This is a genomic window from Vulcanisaeta sp. JCM 16159, assembly GCF_001316265.1.
In the GTDB taxonomy this organism is placed as follows: Archaea; Thermoproteota; Thermoprotei; order Thermoproteales; family Thermocladiaceae; genus Vulcanisaeta.
The window spans coordinates 49,413-64,165 of the sequence record NZ_BBDN01000012.1; the positions used below are offsets into that span (position 1 = coordinate 49,413).

A 14,753-nucleotide genomic window follows, 5' to 3' on the forward strand; every position below is an offset into this window, starting at 1 on the left:
TAAGCCGTGGTATGTCCTCAACCGCCACATTTGATATCAAGATTAAGTCTATACCAAGGGATCCGCGTAACACACTCATAATGGCATGCCCTGAACCATCATTGGCCTCCATAGTGGCCATTGAGTATCTCGTGGAGACACTCAAGATGGAGGAGATCGGTTCAATAAAGCCGAGGGGTCATGTACCTATCGTCACCGTCATCGACGGTGCGGCCAAGTTACCCTATAGGTTATTCTTCGATAGGGAGCACGCAATCGTGGTGATTAGGCAGCATGTGCCGATTCCACCAATGCTCTATAGGCAGTTTGTGGATAAAATACTGGATTGGGCTGAGGATAATGCCGTGGGCAAGGTCGTATGTCTGACCTCGACACCACTCCTTGACGAGCAAGAGAGCGATAATGTTTATTTTGTCTCTGAGGAAGAACATGTCGATGAGTATAAACAACTTGGCTTAATACCGCTTCGCGAAGCGACGATAACGGGTATCGAGGCCGTATTCCTCGATTCAGTACTTTCCAGGAATATAAACGGTGTGTTACTACTTGCTGAATCAAAGGTATTAACCGCGATCAATAGGTTAATCGAGAGTGGTAAGTTATCGAGTCATAAGGATGTATTGACAATACTTAATCAAATGGTTGGTAGGTATGGACCCGACGTTACTGCGGCCCTAAAATTAGTTAAGGCATTAAGTAAGGTTGTTGGTTTTGATATACCTGCCGATAAGTTAGCCGAGCATGCAAGTAAGTATGCTTTCTTAATTGACAAAAACCTGGAAATGTACATGAAGCCGCCGAAGGAGGAGGAATTACCTGTATACTATTAATCATTTTTAAGGAATTGATCAGGCATTCACTAAAACACACACCTCACATAGCCGCCATCAATCAGGATCATTGATCCATTTATATACGCAGCCCTATCACTGGCTAGGAAAGCAACCAAGTAACCGATTTCCTCAGGCCTTCCATACCTACCCGCCGGTATCTCCCTACTCCACGCCTTGATAACCTCATCAACACTAATACCCCTGGCCCTAGCTCCTCCTGTGCCAACTGGTTTATTCTCTCCGTCATTATGTAGCCCTGCATTATCCCATTAGCCGTTATTCCATACTGCCCATACTCAACAGCCAACGACTTAACTAAACCAGCTAGGCTAAGCCTGACGGTGTTCGAGAGTACCAGGTTCGGTATTGGTTGCATAAGGGTTAGCGATGTTACATAAATCAACCTACCCCAACCCCTACTAACCATGTTATTAACGACACGCTTCGTGAGCCACACCGCACTTAGGAGTAGTAGTCTCGTCGCGTACTCCCAATCATCCTCACTCAATTGTGAGAATGTACCAGGCTTTGGAGGACCAGCATTGAAGACCAAGATGTCTATGTTACTAAAGGTACTCATTGCCTCCTTGACGAGTCTATCTACGTCATCCTTAACCGTTAAGTCGGCCCTGACGGCTAACACCTCAGCACCACTCTCCTTAACAATGGTCTCCCTAGCCCTGGCGAGCTCATCCTCACGCCTGGCACTAATGACGACTTTAACGCCCTCCTGAGCGAGTACCCTGGCTATGCCAAGCCCAATACCCCTGCTTGAGGCTGTCACGAGCGCGACCTTACCCTTTAATCCCAGGTCCATACAGGTTAGCTTTGTATTTACCCCCTTATTCAATGTGACCCTATAATTCGTTAATAACACATGTAATGCCAAGATTTATATTTTAGTGCCTTCACGTAAGTGGCGATGAGTTCTCTTGAAATTGATTTGCGAAGGAAGGATCGGTACGAAGATATAATAAGGAGCATTAATGAATATGGATCATCGGTAAAGGAGTTGGTATTTGAGAATTTACCTGATGAATTAATGGTTCCATATCAGAGAATACGTGAATTATATATTCAAGAAACAACGAGGGGTAAGGGTAGGATTGACGTTAACTTCCTCATTCAATTATACATGAATGTACCCAAGACAGAGGAACTCCTGAGGTACCTACTGCTTGTCACGGTATTATTCACGGGGTTCCGAAACCTGAGAAATGAGGTGATATATAGGGTTATACGTAGGAATTACGACACGGTAGGCCGCCTAATCTCAAGCCCTGACTACTCATTAATTAATGACGTAAGTATGAAATTACTAAATGATTATGAGGGTGAGGGTATTAAGGGTGAGGACATTCAGGAAGTAAGTAATGCGGTTCACAGCTTCGTTTATGGCCTAAGGAAGTTGATAAAGGCCTACGGAACAACACTACTCAGGTGGATACCCAAGTTCCGCGACATAAACGATTTTGAAAAGTCGCTACAAATGTTCTATCCACCGAGGACCAATGAGAGGAGGAAGAGGGCCATTAGGACGTTCATCAGGTGGGTATCGCATGAAACCAACTTGCCAGTGGCGCTCGGCATAATTTCGAGGGGTGGGCATAGGCGCTATACTATGATTGCGGATGTTTATAGTACCATGGTCACAATAAGGAGCGGCGCATTCCTAGCCCTGAATAACGATCACAGTATGAAGATACTAAATAAAATATTGGTTAACAAGGATGGTGGGGTTACAGTAAAGGTCGATGAGGTTAAGGGGCTCGTTAGGGCAACAGGTAGGTTGAGCAATGACCCAATAACCTATGAGAGGGGTGCGTTCAGGATAGGGCATGAGTACTGCTCGCGTCTCAAGTGCGGTGAGTGCCCCTTAAATAAGGTCTGCATGAAGTTTACCTGGGTGAACGTTAAATGAGCATAAACATGCCGGAGGACCTTAAGAAACTCATTGAGGAAATAACAATGAACAAACTAGGCACAATTAAGGGCAAGATGGAGACTCTAAGCTTCGTCGACTCAGTGATTGAAGAGCTCAAAAGGAGGGGCATAACTCTGAATGATGATATAGAAGCAATGGCAAGACCCTACGTTGTTGATATACTGTGGTCACTGAGGAAGAGGGGCATTGTAAACATGGATGAAGACCTACTACACTTCTCATTGGCGAAACAGGAGTCTTAACCAATACTAATAAATTGATTTAGCCAGTAAACAAAATGCCCCTGCATGCACCCACACCAAGGCCCGCCCGGTCTTGGCCTGGGCGGGTCATAACTTATTTAATTCGGCATTGACGGTGCCATCCTCATAAACACTCACATTCGCGTAATAACCGTTAAATAATGGACCGGGATTGACAATTACGGTATTACCCAACTTATCAATGCCCCTTGATTCATGAACATGACCGCATAAAACAACCAGTGGCTTAACATCCTCAATCAATCTCCTCACAGACCTACTACCAATGTGCTCGCCATTCCAAGCCCTGTCTACACTCGTACCATGGGGTGGATAATGAGACACAAGTATTAATCTAGAACCAAGGTCCCTAATGCTATCCGCGGTAATTGGATAACCAGCCAGGTAAAATGACCCAATAGGTACCACACGCCCCTCAATTAGGTATTTTTGAACCCTTGATCTAATGCCGTAAGGATCCATATTACCTATAACCGCATACACAGGCCCGCCATAATTACTTAATACGTCTAGTACCTCTGGATTTTCAAAATCGCCGCTTACGACTATTGCATCAAAATTCCTGGCAATACTGCTTATTAATTTTATATATTGCATATCGCCATGAACATCAGATATATGCAATATTTTAATACCCATTAATATTTTACCGAGTTATAACACCTAAATTAAGTTTCCCCACTAGGTATTACTTAAAAATAATTATTAAATGTTAATCACTATGACGCTGAAAACAAGTGGAAATATATCTACATGGCGTAAAGTGGTTGCTGGCATACTACTTGTGATACCATGGATACTATACACGTTATTACCGATATATAACATGGTACAGCCTGAGCTTGGCGGTGTGCCATTCTTTTACTGGTTCCAAACACTATGGTTAGTAATATCATCAATACTCTTCATAACCGCAGTGCTATTGCTTTACCCCAGTAAGAGGTGATGGGATGAGCACAGTGAGCCCACTGGTTGGCCCCTTGGGTTGGGGTTTATTCCTCGGGTTCTTCGTGATATTCGTATTCCTGGCTTCTATGGCGCCAGGTGGCGTAGGGGTGACCTCAGTCAATTACACGAGTGGGCTTTGGCTGGTCGTAGGCTAGGTACATTCCTTGTCTGGTTCCTGGTTGGCGCCGATCTCTATACGGCCTATACATTCGTTGCAGTACCATCTGGCGTGTTTGCCAGCGGTGCTCTTTACTTCTATGCTGTCCCATATGTAGCCACGGTATTTGCACTGGCCGCAGTTACAATGCCAGCACTCTGGAGATGGAGTAGGCTAAGGAATTATGTTACAGCTGCCGACTTCGTTCAGGATAGATTCAAGAGCAAGTTACTGGCTGGCTTCATTGCCGCCACCGGAGTTGTTGCCGAGTTCCCATACATAGCCCTACAAATAGTTGGCATGCAGGCCGTACTTACGATAATGCTCCTTGGCATTGTTAAGAACGTAAAGCTCGTCAGTGATATCGCATTGACGATATCCTTCATAATACTAGCCGCGTTTACATACACCAGTGGGCTTAGGGGCGCCACATTAACGGCTGTGTTTAAGGACGCACTCGTGTTCCTAGGCGTCATAGCCATACTTGCTGCTGCGCCCTTCGCAATACCAGGTGGCTTCGCAACGGCCTTTAAGGCCGCGACGCTCAAGGCACTACCAACAGGTGTCTCCACGCTTAAGGACCCATTCTTCATAACATACACAACACTCTGGGTTGGCAGTAGCCTAGCCCTATACCTATACCCACACTCAATTAATGGCGCCTTAAGTGCCGAGAGCGATAGGAAGCTGGCAATGAGCACGGCGCTTCTCCCAATATACGGCATCGCACTAGCATTGCTCGCCATGTACGGCATATTAATATACGGAAGCTCAGAGGCAATGAAGATACTAAGCCTATTCCCACCATCTAGCAGGGGTATCCTGGTAATACCGACGCTCGCCGTGACAACGCTACCCGAGTGGTTGGCTGCTTTAGCCTTACTGGGCGTATTTGTTGGTGGTCTCGTACCTGCGGCGATAATGGCGATGGCTCAGGCAAACCTACTGGTTAGGAACATAATTAAGCCGCTTTACCCAAGGATAACGCCTCAGGGTGAGACCAGGGCCGCTAAATGGGCATCCGTCATCTTCAAATTCCTGGCGCTCGGCTTCGTATTTATCGTACCTGCGACATACGCAATCTGGCTTCAGCTATTGGGCGGTATAATAATCACGCAGACCTTACCTGCCATATTCCTAGGCCTAGTTACGGATAAACTCGATAAATACTCCCTCATGACTGGCTGGGCTGTCGGTTTGGGACTTGGCGTTTACCTATTCGTAACGCCCCACAAGCCAGCCGCGATGTCTCCGTTATACCCAATAGCTGGGCATTTGGTGTACATAGCCGTTATAGCGCTGACAATTAACCTACTAATAGTCCTCATCGGTACTGGCATTGCCATGGCAATCAGGGGAGGAAGGACCTAATGCAATAGAGCTAAGAAATGTTTATTTACTCAAAATCACAATCACTCATTTCGTGGTCTTGGTAAGGGTTATTGAGAAGTCAGACCTGTACCTAAAGGCCGTCGTGGATGGGGTTACACCGCCGCTTGTTAACTCACTACGTAGGGTCCTCATCTCCGACGTTCCCGTCTTAGCGATTGACGAGGTGATAATATTGGATAACACCTCCGTGCTTTATGACGAGGTACTCGCGCATAGGCTATCCATGATACCAATAAAGACGGACCTAAAGAAGCTGCCGAAGATCGAGGAGTGCGAGCAGGAATTAGTCGACCCAAGCCTATGCCAGGTTAGGTTTGAGCTTAATATTGAGGCTAAGGAACCAGTGGTGGTTTACAGCAGGGACTTGAAGTCGGATGACCCCGAGGTTAGGCCCGTTTATGAAGATATTCCAATTGCTAAGTTAGTGCCTGGGCAGAAGATAGTCCTCGAGCTTATGCCAGGCTTGGTAGGGCTAGGAGTCACGCCAAGTGGCAGGCGGGTTTGGCGTCGTATTACTACTACCCGAAGGTTAGCGTTGTTAGTAGAGCCGATGATAAGTGCAGGGTTTGCCTTGAGGTGTGTAACGGCGCCCTTGAGATTAAGGATGATGGCTCGATAATTATTAATGACGTGCTCAAGTGCACCTTCAATAAGTGGAAGACCTGTGAGCAGGTATGCTCGGCATTGAAGGTTGATTGGGATGAGAATAAGTACGTGTTTTGGGTTGAGAGTTTCGGTAATATGCCCGTTGAGGATATGGTTAGGGAGGGCTTCAGGATTCTTAAGGGTAAGTTCCAGGAATTCGTTAGCGAGCTGGAGCTTGAACTATCAAGGGGATCAGCACCGGGTAGTGAATTAGTTGCTGGGGAGACCGAGGAATCAACGCAAATGTCTGGCGAGGAATTTGGTACTGAGGAGGAATCAACCGAGGAATAGGGGCATAGTATTTACGGCTGCGAATTATTTAAAAAGGGTTGCGTCAACGTTAACACGCATGCCGCCAAATCCAACGGGTCCCACTAATGTGGAACTTCGTATGTTGATTAGATTCCTTAGGCGCGCGGCCAATGAGTATAAGGCCGCTATTTGGGATTACGTTGCTGACCTCCTTGAGAAGCCCACTAGGCGTAGGGTTGAGGTTAATGTCAGTAAGATAAATAGGCTCGTTAATGATGGTGATGTGGTTGTTGTGCCAGGTAAGGTGCTTGGTTATGGCGTACTAAGTAAGAAAGTCACAATAGCCGCCTGGTCCTTCTCCAGGGGCGCCCTTAATGCCATTAAGAGGGCTGGTGCTGAGGCGATAACAATATCTGAGCTTGTTAGGAGGAATAATAGGGGTAGTAACGTTAAGGTAATAATTTAGGGTGGTGATCATGAGCAGTAAGGTAATTGTCGTAGAGAGGAACCCGCCTGAACTGAATGAAATCGTTGTTGATGCTACGAATCATGTCGTTGGTAGGCTCGCCTCAGTGGTGGCTAAGTGGGCGCTTGAGGGTAGGAGAGTGGTCATTGTCAATGCGGAGAAAGCAGTCATTACTGGAGACTTTAACATGGTGCTTAATTGGTACAAGACAAGGATAAGCGAGTGGTTGACGCATTATAACCCCGAGAAGGCTGGTCCAAAGATTCCTAGGAAGCCTGACAGGATACTGAGGAGGGTTGTCAGAGGTATGCTTCCAAGGAAGGAGTTTAGGGGTAGGCAGGCGTATAGGAGGGTTAGGGTTTTCATGGGTGTTCCGCCGCAGTACATGAATGTTGATAAGGTGGTAATAAAGGGCGCATTATTATCTGTTAGGCCTGGCGCTAAGTACGTGACGCTGGAGGAGCTTTGGAGCCACATAGAGCCTAAGCAGTATGAGGCTTGGAGGAAGGCTAAGGAGGCTTGGGAGGCTAGAATGGCGAAGCTTAAAAAGGCTGAGAGTAAGGGTGGTAATGCATGAGTGAGCAGGGTAGTGAATCAACGGCTTTACCCAGGTCTGTACCTAACGCCACTGTTCAGGAGGTAGCTGGGGCTAGGGTTGTAATTGCCGTTGGTAAGAAGAAGACCGCCATAGCCAAGGCAGTGGTTAGGCCTGGAATTGGCAGGGTTAGGGTCAATGGCGTCCCAATCGAGATCTGGCCCATTGAGATGGCTAGGATGAGGATGATGGAACCACTGCTACTCGCGGGTAAGGAGTTGACGAGTAAGGTGGACATTGATGTTACAGTGAGGGGTGGAGGTTTTATGGGGCAGGCAACCGCCGTTAGGATGGCAATCGCCAGGGGCTTGGTCGAGTACTTCCAGAACTCGAAGTTGCTTGAGCTTTACATGACATATGACCCGTCAATGATCAAGGGAGACCCGAGGAGGACCGAGCCCAAGAAACCAGGTCTAAAGCATGCTAGGTCGAAACGTCAGAAGGCATATAGGTGAATTTCCCTACTTCCTATTTCTAATTTCATTGCAAAAATAATTTAAAGGGGCTCATTACTGCGTACCTAATGATTGTACCCATTAGATGTTGGACCTGTGGGCGACCACTCGGTCATTTATGGGAACCATTTAAGCAGAGGGTCTTAAACGGCGAAAATCCTGAGAAGGTCCTCGATGACCTTGGTGTCACACGTTATTGCTGCAGGAGAACGTTACTCGCCCACATCGAGCTTATTGATAGGGTTCTTGAGTATCTAAAATCGAGAGTGAGTAAGTTAATAAAATATAATATATAGTCCTAGATAGTACTACTTTTAACACTCTTAAATGGTGCTAAGACTTAAATATAGGCTTTCTCGACACGTCATTAATGGAAAGGCCACAACAACCAATGAAGGTACTGCAAAAAAATGGTTGGTAAGCACATAACCATAAGGCTTAAGAACAATAAGGTATTGAGGGGTGTTCTCGTGAATTACGACGACTGCATGAACCTAATAATTGACGAAGGCGAGGAACTCGATCAGAAGGGTGAGAATGTGGTTGTTAAATACGGTAGATTAGTGATTAGGGGTACGCAAGTGCTGTATATAACGTCTGAAGAAACAATGGGGTGAGGGGCATGGCCAGGACAATAACGATAAATACAATAGATAGAAAACCTGTTTCAGAATTGAATGTGGAGTTAGTGGAGAGGAAGGGCCTTGGGCACCCAGACTACATAGCGGATGCTTCGTCCGAGGCCGTTAGCAGGGCCTTGTCTAATTACTACCTTGAGAAGTACGGTATAATCCTACATCATAACGTAGATAAGGTACTCATTGTTGGCGGCCAGGCTAATCCACGGTTTGGCGGTGGCGATATTATTCAACCAATATACATACTCGTCGCTGGTAGGGTAACAACTGAGGTTAGGACCGCCACAGGCGTTGAGAAGGTGCCGATAGGCACAATAATAATATCGGCAATTAGGGATTGGATTAAGAATAACTTTAGGTTCCTTGATCCGGATAAGCACGTAGTAATTGATTATAGGGTTGGCATGGGCTCGACCGACTTAGTTGGTGTTTATGAACTTGGTGTTAAGGCGACGAGGATACCGTTAGCCAATGACACTTCAATTGGTGTTGGGTTTGCGCCATTAACTGACACAGAGAAGCTAGTGCTTGAGACCGAGAGACTGCTTAACTCCAGGGAGTTTAAGGCTAAGCTTCCTGAGGTTGGTGAGGACGTTAAGGTAATGGGGCTGAGAATCGGCAAGGACGTTAAGTTAACGATAGCCTCAGCAATAATTTCATCCCTAGTTAAGGATAAGGATCACTACCTAAATATTAAGGAGGAGATCAAGAATAAGGTACTTGACCTAGCCGCAAAAATCGCGCCTAATCTAACTGTTGATGTGACCGTTAATGCCGCCGACAAGCCAGAGCACGGTATATTCTACTTAACGGTAACTGGCACGTCTGCGGAACACGGCGATGATGGCGCCACCGGACGTGGTAATAGAGCTAACGGCTTAATAACACCCATGAGGCCCATGACCATGGAGGCCACGGCAGGCAAGAACCCAGTTAGCCACATTGGTAAGCTCTACAACGTACTTGCCAATAAGATTGCTGAGAGGATCTATGGCGAGGTTAAGGGATTGAAAGAAGTCTACGTCTACCTATTAAGCCAAATTGGTAAGCCAATTAATGAGCCATTGGTTGCAAATGTGGAGGTTCTTCCAGAGTCTGGCGTCACATTGAGTGGTGAGGTTAGGAATGAGATCGATGGCATAGTTAATGAGGAGCTCGAGAACATAACATCACTAACCGAGCTCGTAGTTAGGAGTAAGGTGTCGTTATTCTAACATACCACTCCTCAAACGCCTATACTCATTTATCATCTTTCTTAATTGATCCTCATCAAGGGCGCTGAGGAATTCCCTACCAAGGGATTCAATGGCATTATTAATAATAGACCTATCGATGAATAAGACCTCACTTAGTGAACCATTGTAAATCATGCCAATGGGTATAACCCTCAAACCCCTCTTCCATATTGGCCTTAGCATGCTCTTTTCAGTAACATCTATGAGAACCACGGAGTTTATGCCAATGCTGATTAACTTATCAATACCCACATTCATTAACTCCCCAATACTCATCACAAGGATGGAATTATGTATCTGAACCACTGAGTTAAGGTCGAGCCCCTCGGAGTACCTTATCAACACGTACTTACTACCCCTTAGGTACTCAAGGAAGTCATTCATTAGGTTCCTCATGTTGCTCTCAAGCTCCTTAATCCTAAGCTTATACTTCTCAATATCGCCCTCAAGCATATCTATCCTGGCGTATAGTGACCTAACGATTTGGTCCTTCCTAACCTCAACGTCATAATTATTAATCAACTCCTCAAGCTTATCCTTAGTCTCGTTATATAACTTATTCAATCTCTCAATCTCGGCATTTAAAGTCCTTATCGTGCTTTCATACTCCTCACGCAGCTTATCACACTCGCACTCACACTTCTCAGTGGTCAGTAACCTGACCTCCTGCTGTGGTTGAACCTCAATCCTCCTACTAACCTCATCAATTGCCTGCTTTATCGACGCACCCTTAATAACGAGGGCCTTCGCATCATCAATAGCCTTGGCATAAGCCTCCTGACCTCCTCCTCAACCCTATCAAGCTTAGGCTTCAATTGAATGAATGCTTTATACGCCGCCGCCAGAGCATCCCTCATGTGCGGATCCTTAACCGTAACCCCCTGCTCACGGGAAATCTTAATGGCGATCTCACTCTTCTCGGCAATGCTCAGGTCCCTATCTGGGTAGTAAATCACTGCACCAACCATTGCAGCCAATTTCTTGGCATAGTCTGAGGGTTTAGCCGTATCCACAGCAACTAGGACTGGTGTACCGTATTGATACACAATCCTAAGCACATGCCTCCTACTCAGGTTCTTACCGCTTTGCAGTGTTAGCACGTTACCGTTTAAGTCAAGAACGGCCACCCCAGTGACTATGCCTGGATCAATGCCGATAATCAGCTTCCTATCCTTAGCAGTACTTATGCTCTCGGCGCCCTCTTGCTCCGTTAATCCAACGAACTTTATTGAATCCGTTGGTACTGATTCTATTATCACCTTAACATCCATACTCTTACGTGGCTTAACCACGGACCTAACAACACTCCTATCTGCATATATTATGAATACCACGGACCTCAAGCCCTCACTCTCCGGCGTTATGAACATGTCATAATCAAGGCCATTACTCTCCAACCTCTCCCTAATCTCCTTAGCCAGGTACCTAATCCTATGGGCGACATTCCTCTCGAACCTGTTCCTACTCATGCCGCCTGGCGTAGTCGATATCGCGGCCTTAACGATTATCTTAGTCTCAGGCTCATAGACCTTAACTATGGACCCAACACCCATCGCGCACAACCTCGCAAGGTATTCAGCAGTTGAGTCTGGGTCGAGCTTAGCCACATTCAATCCAAAGTACTTATTAACGAGGAGCTCCATCGTCTCGTCAGCATCAGGCCTAACCTTCGTTACCTGGATTAGGTAAACATTGAATGGGAGCCTACCGAGCCTCTTAATGATTGAGGGGCTCAACTCCATTAATTCGCCAATATTATCAATGGCTATGGCCTTAGGCCTAACCTTCTTAACCATCTTTATTAAGTCTTGAGGATCAATAACCCCCTTCTCAATTATTTCGCCATTACCAAGTATTGCGTATGAGAACCTCCTGCCGTTGATGTCAATCCCAATTATTGGCCCTGAACTCAACTCCTCAATAAGCATTACTTAAGCTAGGATTACTATCAACCTTACTTAAATTTGTTTATTCACGACTCACTACGTATCCTCGAACTCCTCCTCCTTCTCCGAACCCATGAGCTCACTCAATCCCTCACTACCGAGCAACTCCTCAAGGGCCTCCTCAAGACTCTCCTCCCTAACCTCCACATTACCAACCACGTAATTATAGACCTCATAAACATCAACATCAAGCCTAAACCTCTTCATAAAGTACTTAGTTATGTTTGTGACATCCCTACGCAGCATATCCAAGGCGCCCGGCGCATTCCTTGGTACCCACTGAGGCCAGTCAATGATGTATGGCTCACCACTGTCCAGGTCAATCATTATATTAAATTCGCTTAAGTCCCCATGAACAATACCAATATCTGCAAATAACTTCTTAATACCCTTAATAATGCCCCAATACAGATCCTCAGGATCGTCGACATCCCCGACCTCGGTTAACTGCGCACCGTTTATGTAGGACATAACTACCGTGTGTCTATTAACGGTTATTGGCCTGGGCACGTTAATCCCAGCATTATATGCGAGGACCAATGCCTTGTACTCAGCATGAGCTGAGAGCCTCGACTCGTAAAGCCAGGTTATGTGTCTCCTATTCCCAATCCAAGCCCTAAACCTCCTAATTTGCCTAAAACTCGTCCTGCCAAGCCTATGGAACTTAAGCACGACCTTGCCATTACCGACAGCGTCACCTGCGTATACGTCAGACTCCTTACCAACACCTATGGGCGTTGGACTAACCTTCTCAATAATGCCCCTCTTGGCCAGGGTGTGCAGCGCCAGTGCGTCGTAGCCCATGAAGGTGAGCCTATAACCAGTGTAATTACCTCTGTACCTAATTACCATACCAAGCGCATTGAGTTTTTTTCAGGGATTTACTAATCAATTCCTCAGGCCTTTTACTCCAGTCAGTAATGACCTCGATCGGCACATACTCAAACTTCCTATGACCAATCTCAATAACCCTAAGTATCCTCAGGTCAAATGAATCCAGTTGGTCATACGCATCAACGAGACTCTTAATACTCAATTAATCACCACAATTGCTAGAGCTAATACGCCCAATTTAAATCAAACTACCACATGAATTTAAGGAAAAGCATATTAAATAGTGCCAGAGGGTGTTAACGTGTTTGGATACGCACCCAAACAATTAACACTTAGGCAAAGCCTACTCGCCGCCATCAGTACAATGCTCGTCTGGGGCCTTGAGTACTACGATATCATACTCTTCGTATCATTAGCGCCAATACTTGAGATGTACTTCTTCCCATCAAAGGCGGCCATAGTAAGCGCGATAGAGACCTGGGGCGCCTTTGCAACGACATACTTCGTTAGACCCATCGGCGCAGTAATATTTGGGTGGGTTGGTGATGTCCGTGGAAGGAGGCTGGCGACTATATCAGATGCCGCGCTCGTGGGATTAGCAACACTCGCAATAGGTTTACTACCCACGTATCGCACCGCCGGTGTCCTAGCACCAATACTACTGTACCTAATGAGGGCACTTCAGGGAATTGGACTTGGGGGTGAAGCAGGCGGCGGCGCGGCCTGGGCCCTTGAATTAACGCCTAAAAGCATTAAACCTTACATAAATGGTGTTATGTATTCGGGGCTTTCATGGGCAGTGTTCCTAACGTCATTCGTGACCCTAAGTATAAAATCAGCAATGCCGCAAACCTTCAGTATTTATGGTTGGAGGATACTCTTCATAACGGGCGCCATACCAGCTAATAGCCTTAGTAATCAGGCTCTGGGGCTCGGAATCCCTCGAGTGGATTGAGCAGGTTAAGTCCAAGGGGATTGTTAAGGTACCGCTTGGAGTTGTTTTATCCCGCTATTGGGTACCATTCATTGCATTAATACTGATTAACTTAGGATTAACGATTTACTACTACGGCGGATCGGGTTACTGGCCCTATGTAATGCGTGACATAGTTGCACCAAAGTTACAAATACCAAGTGAGCAGGCCTACAAGTGGGCCCTACTGCTTGGCGTATATGGCGGTATAGGCGCCGTGGTTGGTGAATTACTCAGTGGATTTCTGATAAGGCGTTGGGCCTTAAGGGGTCCTTCATCGTACCATCAACACTCCTATTGGTGCTAAGTCCATTCATTGTTTACCTAGCATTCACGCTAAACCCATTATCAACATACGCAAGCCTATTAATGGGGATCCTCTTCGGCCTAGCCGCCGCGCCTCAGACACTCTACTTCACTTCAATATTCCCAACAGAGGTTAGGTGGAGTGCCGTAGCCTTTGGATGGAACTTAAACGCGTCAATAGGCCCATTATCCACGGCGGCTGTAATGCTAATCCTAGATTCATCACCAAGTAGTCCAGCAATGCTTGCTATATACGGCTCAATAGTGATGATTACTGGGGCATTGCTGGTAATCCTGGGCTCACTGATAAGGACTAGGGAGTACTAACGCCCTTAGTATTTCGTAAATAATGCTCAAAAGCAACGAGTGTCAGGTATTGCTCATTCGTTATTGATAATTCATCATTATACCTACCAACAACCTCAATGGCATCATCAGCACTCAACCCCCTCCTATACATTAGGTATGCGGCTATGACCGTGGGTGACCTACCAATACCTGCATGGCAATGAACGAGGACGGGCTTACCGCTCATTATATTCTCATCAATCCAGGTAACAATATTATAAAGAACATCCTCGGGCGGTGCATAGCCATCCCTAGTCGGAACGTGCAAATAATCCATGCCTAACTTCCTCAACGTATTTATGTATTCATGGAAGTCCCAACCCTCCATAGCGAACTCCCACTCCTCAACGAGTATCACCACAGCCTAATCCTCATCCTATGCCACATGGCCACTGTGTCCTCGTCAAGTGGCATTGACGAGCCCGCCAGAGCACCCTCGATTACCCAGTACGGAAATTTCACCATCGCGCTTCATCACCTAAACGGCTTGGTATTTTAATACTTATTCTCTTTAGAGATTAA

At 46.2% G+C, this 14,753-nt stretch carries 19 protein-coding genes and 3 pseudogenes; 15 read left to right on the forward strand and 7 right to left on the reverse strand.

Translation table 11 applies throughout. From position 1 onward, the window contains the following. Positions 1 to 11: 11 nt before the first annotated feature. Positions 12 to 830 (forward strand): proteasome assembly chaperone family protein, encoded by an 819-nt coding sequence (locus tag JCM16159_RS11175; RefSeq protein WP_054857875.1) that lies wholly within the window; start codon positions 12 to 14, stop codon positions 828 to 830. Between the two features lie 29 nt (positions 831 to 859). Here JCM16159_RS11175 and JCM16159_RS11180 read toward each other — a convergent pair. After that, positions 860 to 1,650, reverse strand: a pseudogene (locus tag JCM16159_RS11180) (SDR family oxidoreductase). 105 nt (positions 1,651 to 1,755) lie between these two features. Between JCM16159_RS11180 and JCM16159_RS11185 the strand changes: the two are divergent. Beyond that, positions 1,756 to 2,754, forward strand: coding sequence for a hypothetical protein (locus tag JCM16159_RS11185; RefSeq protein WP_054857876.1), 999 nt, complete (start codon positions 1,756 to 1,758; stop codon positions 2,752 to 2,754). After that, a complete protein-coding gene (locus tag JCM16159_RS11190; protein ID WP_054857877.1) occupies positions 2,751 to 3,020 on the forward strand; it encodes a hypothetical protein in 270 nt (89 codons plus the stop codon). Before JCM16159_RS11185 ends, JCM16159_RS11190 begins: the two co-directional genes overlap by 4 nt. A gap of 87 nt (positions 3,021 to 3,107) precedes the next feature. Here JCM16159_RS11190 and JCM16159_RS11195 read toward each other — a convergent pair whose 3' ends face one another. Beyond that, positions 3,108 to 3,680 carry a metallophosphoesterase family protein gene (locus JCM16159_RS11195; protein ID WP_054857878.1) on the reverse strand — a complete coding sequence of 191 codons (573 nt, stop codon included), beginning with the start codon at positions 3,678 to 3,680 and terminating at the stop codon, positions 3,108 to 3,110. Between the two features lie 106 nt (positions 3,681 to 3,786). Between JCM16159_RS11195 and JCM16159_RS11200 the strand changes: the two genes are divergently transcribed. The 9 genes and pseudogenes from JCM16159_RS11200 (at position 3,787) to JCM16159_RS11240 (ending at position 9,803) form a co-directional block, all read left to right on the forward strand. Continuing rightward, on the forward strand, positions 3,787 to 3,987 hold the full coding sequence (locus tag JCM16159_RS11200; protein ID WP_054857900.1) for a DUF3311 domain-containing protein: 201 nt from the start codon (positions 3,787 to 3,789) through the stop codon (positions 3,985 to 3,987). Between the two features lie 22 nt (positions 3,988 to 4,009). Continuing rightward, positions 4,010 to 5,517, forward strand: a pseudogene (locus JCM16159_RS11205) (sodium:solute symporter). Positions 5,518 to 5,569: 52 nt separating this feature from the next. After that, positions 5,570 to 6,474 (forward strand): annotated as a pseudogene (locus tag JCM16159_RS11210) (DNA-directed RNA polymerase subunit D). A 58-nt stretch (positions 6,475 to 6,532) separates the two neighbouring features. Further along, on the forward strand, positions 6,533 to 6,901 hold the full coding sequence (locus JCM16159_RS11215) for a 50S ribosomal protein L18e (RefSeq protein ID WP_054857879.1): 369 nt from the start codon (positions 6,533 to 6,535) through the stop codon (positions 6,899 to 6,901). Between the two features lie 10 nt (positions 6,902 to 6,911). Beyond that, positions 6,912 to 7,478: a 50S ribosomal protein L13 gene (locus tag JCM16159_RS11220; protein WP_054857901.1), complete on the forward strand. Its 567-nt coding sequence runs from the start codon at positions 6,912 to 6,914 to the stop codon at positions 7,476 to 7,478. Then, a complete protein-coding gene (locus tag JCM16159_RS11225) occupies positions 7,475 to 7,951 on the forward strand; it encodes a 30S ribosomal protein S9 (RefSeq protein WP_243666730.1) in 477 nt (158 codons plus the stop codon). Before JCM16159_RS11220 ends, JCM16159_RS11225 begins: the two co-directional genes overlap by 4 nt. A gap of 68 nt (positions 7,952 to 8,019) precedes the next feature. Continuing rightward, positions 8,020 to 8,247: a DNA-directed RNA polymerase subunit N gene (locus JCM16159_RS11230; protein WP_054857880.1), complete on the forward strand. Its 228-nt coding sequence runs from the start codon at positions 8,020 to 8,022 to the stop codon at positions 8,245 to 8,247. A gap of 114 nt (positions 8,248 to 8,361) precedes the next feature. Beyond that, complete coding sequence (locus tag JCM16159_RS11235) at positions 8,362 to 8,568, forward strand: LSM domain-containing protein (protein WP_054857881.1); 207 nt, start codon at positions 8,362 to 8,364, stop codon at positions 8,566 to 8,568. Positions 8,569 to 8,573: 5 nt separating this feature from the next. Beyond that, a complete protein-coding gene (locus JCM16159_RS11240; protein WP_054857903.1) occupies positions 8,574 to 9,803 on the forward strand; it encodes a methionine adenosyltransferase in 1,230 nt (409 codons plus the stop codon). Here JCM16159_RS11240 and JCM16159_RS17400 read toward each other — a convergent pair. The 4 genes from JCM16159_RS17400 to JCM16159_RS17410 form a co-directional block, all read right to left on the reverse strand. Next, on the reverse strand, positions 9,795 to 10,388 hold the full coding sequence (locus tag JCM16159_RS17400; protein WP_243666731.1) for a hypothetical protein: 594 nt from the start codon (positions 10,386 to 10,388) through the stop codon (positions 9,795 to 9,797). The genes JCM16159_RS11240 and JCM16159_RS17400 overlap by 9 nt on opposite strands. Before the next feature lie 152 nt (positions 10,389 to 10,540). Further along, entirely contained in the window at positions 10,541 to 11,752 is a 1,212-nt protein-coding gene (locus JCM16159_RS17405; protein WP_243666732.1) for a DUF460 domain-containing protein, read from the reverse strand. A 54-nt stretch (positions 11,753 to 11,806) separates the two neighbouring features. Continuing rightward, the gene (locus JCM16159_RS11250; RefSeq protein WP_367834480.1) at positions 11,807 to 12,622 is read right to left on the reverse strand and encodes an RIO1 family regulatory kinase/ATPase; all 816 of its coding nucleotides are present in this window, start codon (positions 12,620 to 12,622) and stop codon (positions 11,807 to 11,809) included. Continuing rightward, complete coding sequence (locus JCM16159_RS17410; protein WP_367834481.1) at positions 12,612 to 12,806, reverse strand: hypothetical protein; 195 nt, start codon at positions 12,804 to 12,806, stop codon at positions 12,612 to 12,614. The genes JCM16159_RS11250 and JCM16159_RS17410 overlap by 11 nt, the downstream gene beginning before the upstream one ends. Positions 12,807 to 12,887: 81 nt before the next feature. On the opposite strand from JCM16159_RS17410, the gene JCM16159_RS17415 reads away from it, so the two are divergent. The 3 genes from JCM16159_RS17415 (at position 12,888) to JCM16159_RS17425 (ending at position 14,210) form a co-directional block, all read left to right on the forward strand. Next, positions 12,888 to 13,559: an MFS transporter gene (locus JCM16159_RS17415; protein WP_243666733.1), complete on the forward strand. Its 672-nt coding sequence runs from the start codon at positions 12,888 to 12,890 to the stop codon at positions 13,557 to 13,559. 142 nt (positions 13,560 to 13,701) lie between these two features. After that, entirely contained in the window at positions 13,702 to 13,884 is a 183-nt protein-coding gene (locus tag JCM16159_RS17420; protein WP_243666734.1) for a hypothetical protein, read from the forward strand. Beyond that, positions 13,833 to 14,210, forward strand: coding sequence for a hypothetical protein (locus JCM16159_RS17425; protein ID WP_243666735.1), 378 nt, complete (start codon positions 13,833 to 13,835; stop codon positions 14,208 to 14,210). Before JCM16159_RS17420 ends, JCM16159_RS17425 begins: the two co-directional genes overlap by 52 nt. On the opposite strand, the gene JCM16159_RS11260 is transcribed toward JCM16159_RS17425, so the two are convergent. Continuing rightward, positions 14,197 to 14,589 (reverse strand): dual specificity protein phosphatase family protein, encoded by a 393-nt coding sequence (locus JCM16159_RS11260; protein ID WP_243666736.1) that lies wholly within the window; start codon positions 14,587 to 14,589, stop codon positions 14,197 to 14,199. The genes JCM16159_RS17425 and JCM16159_RS11260 overlap by 14 nt on opposite strands. Positions 14,590 to 14,753: the final 164 nt, after the last annotated feature.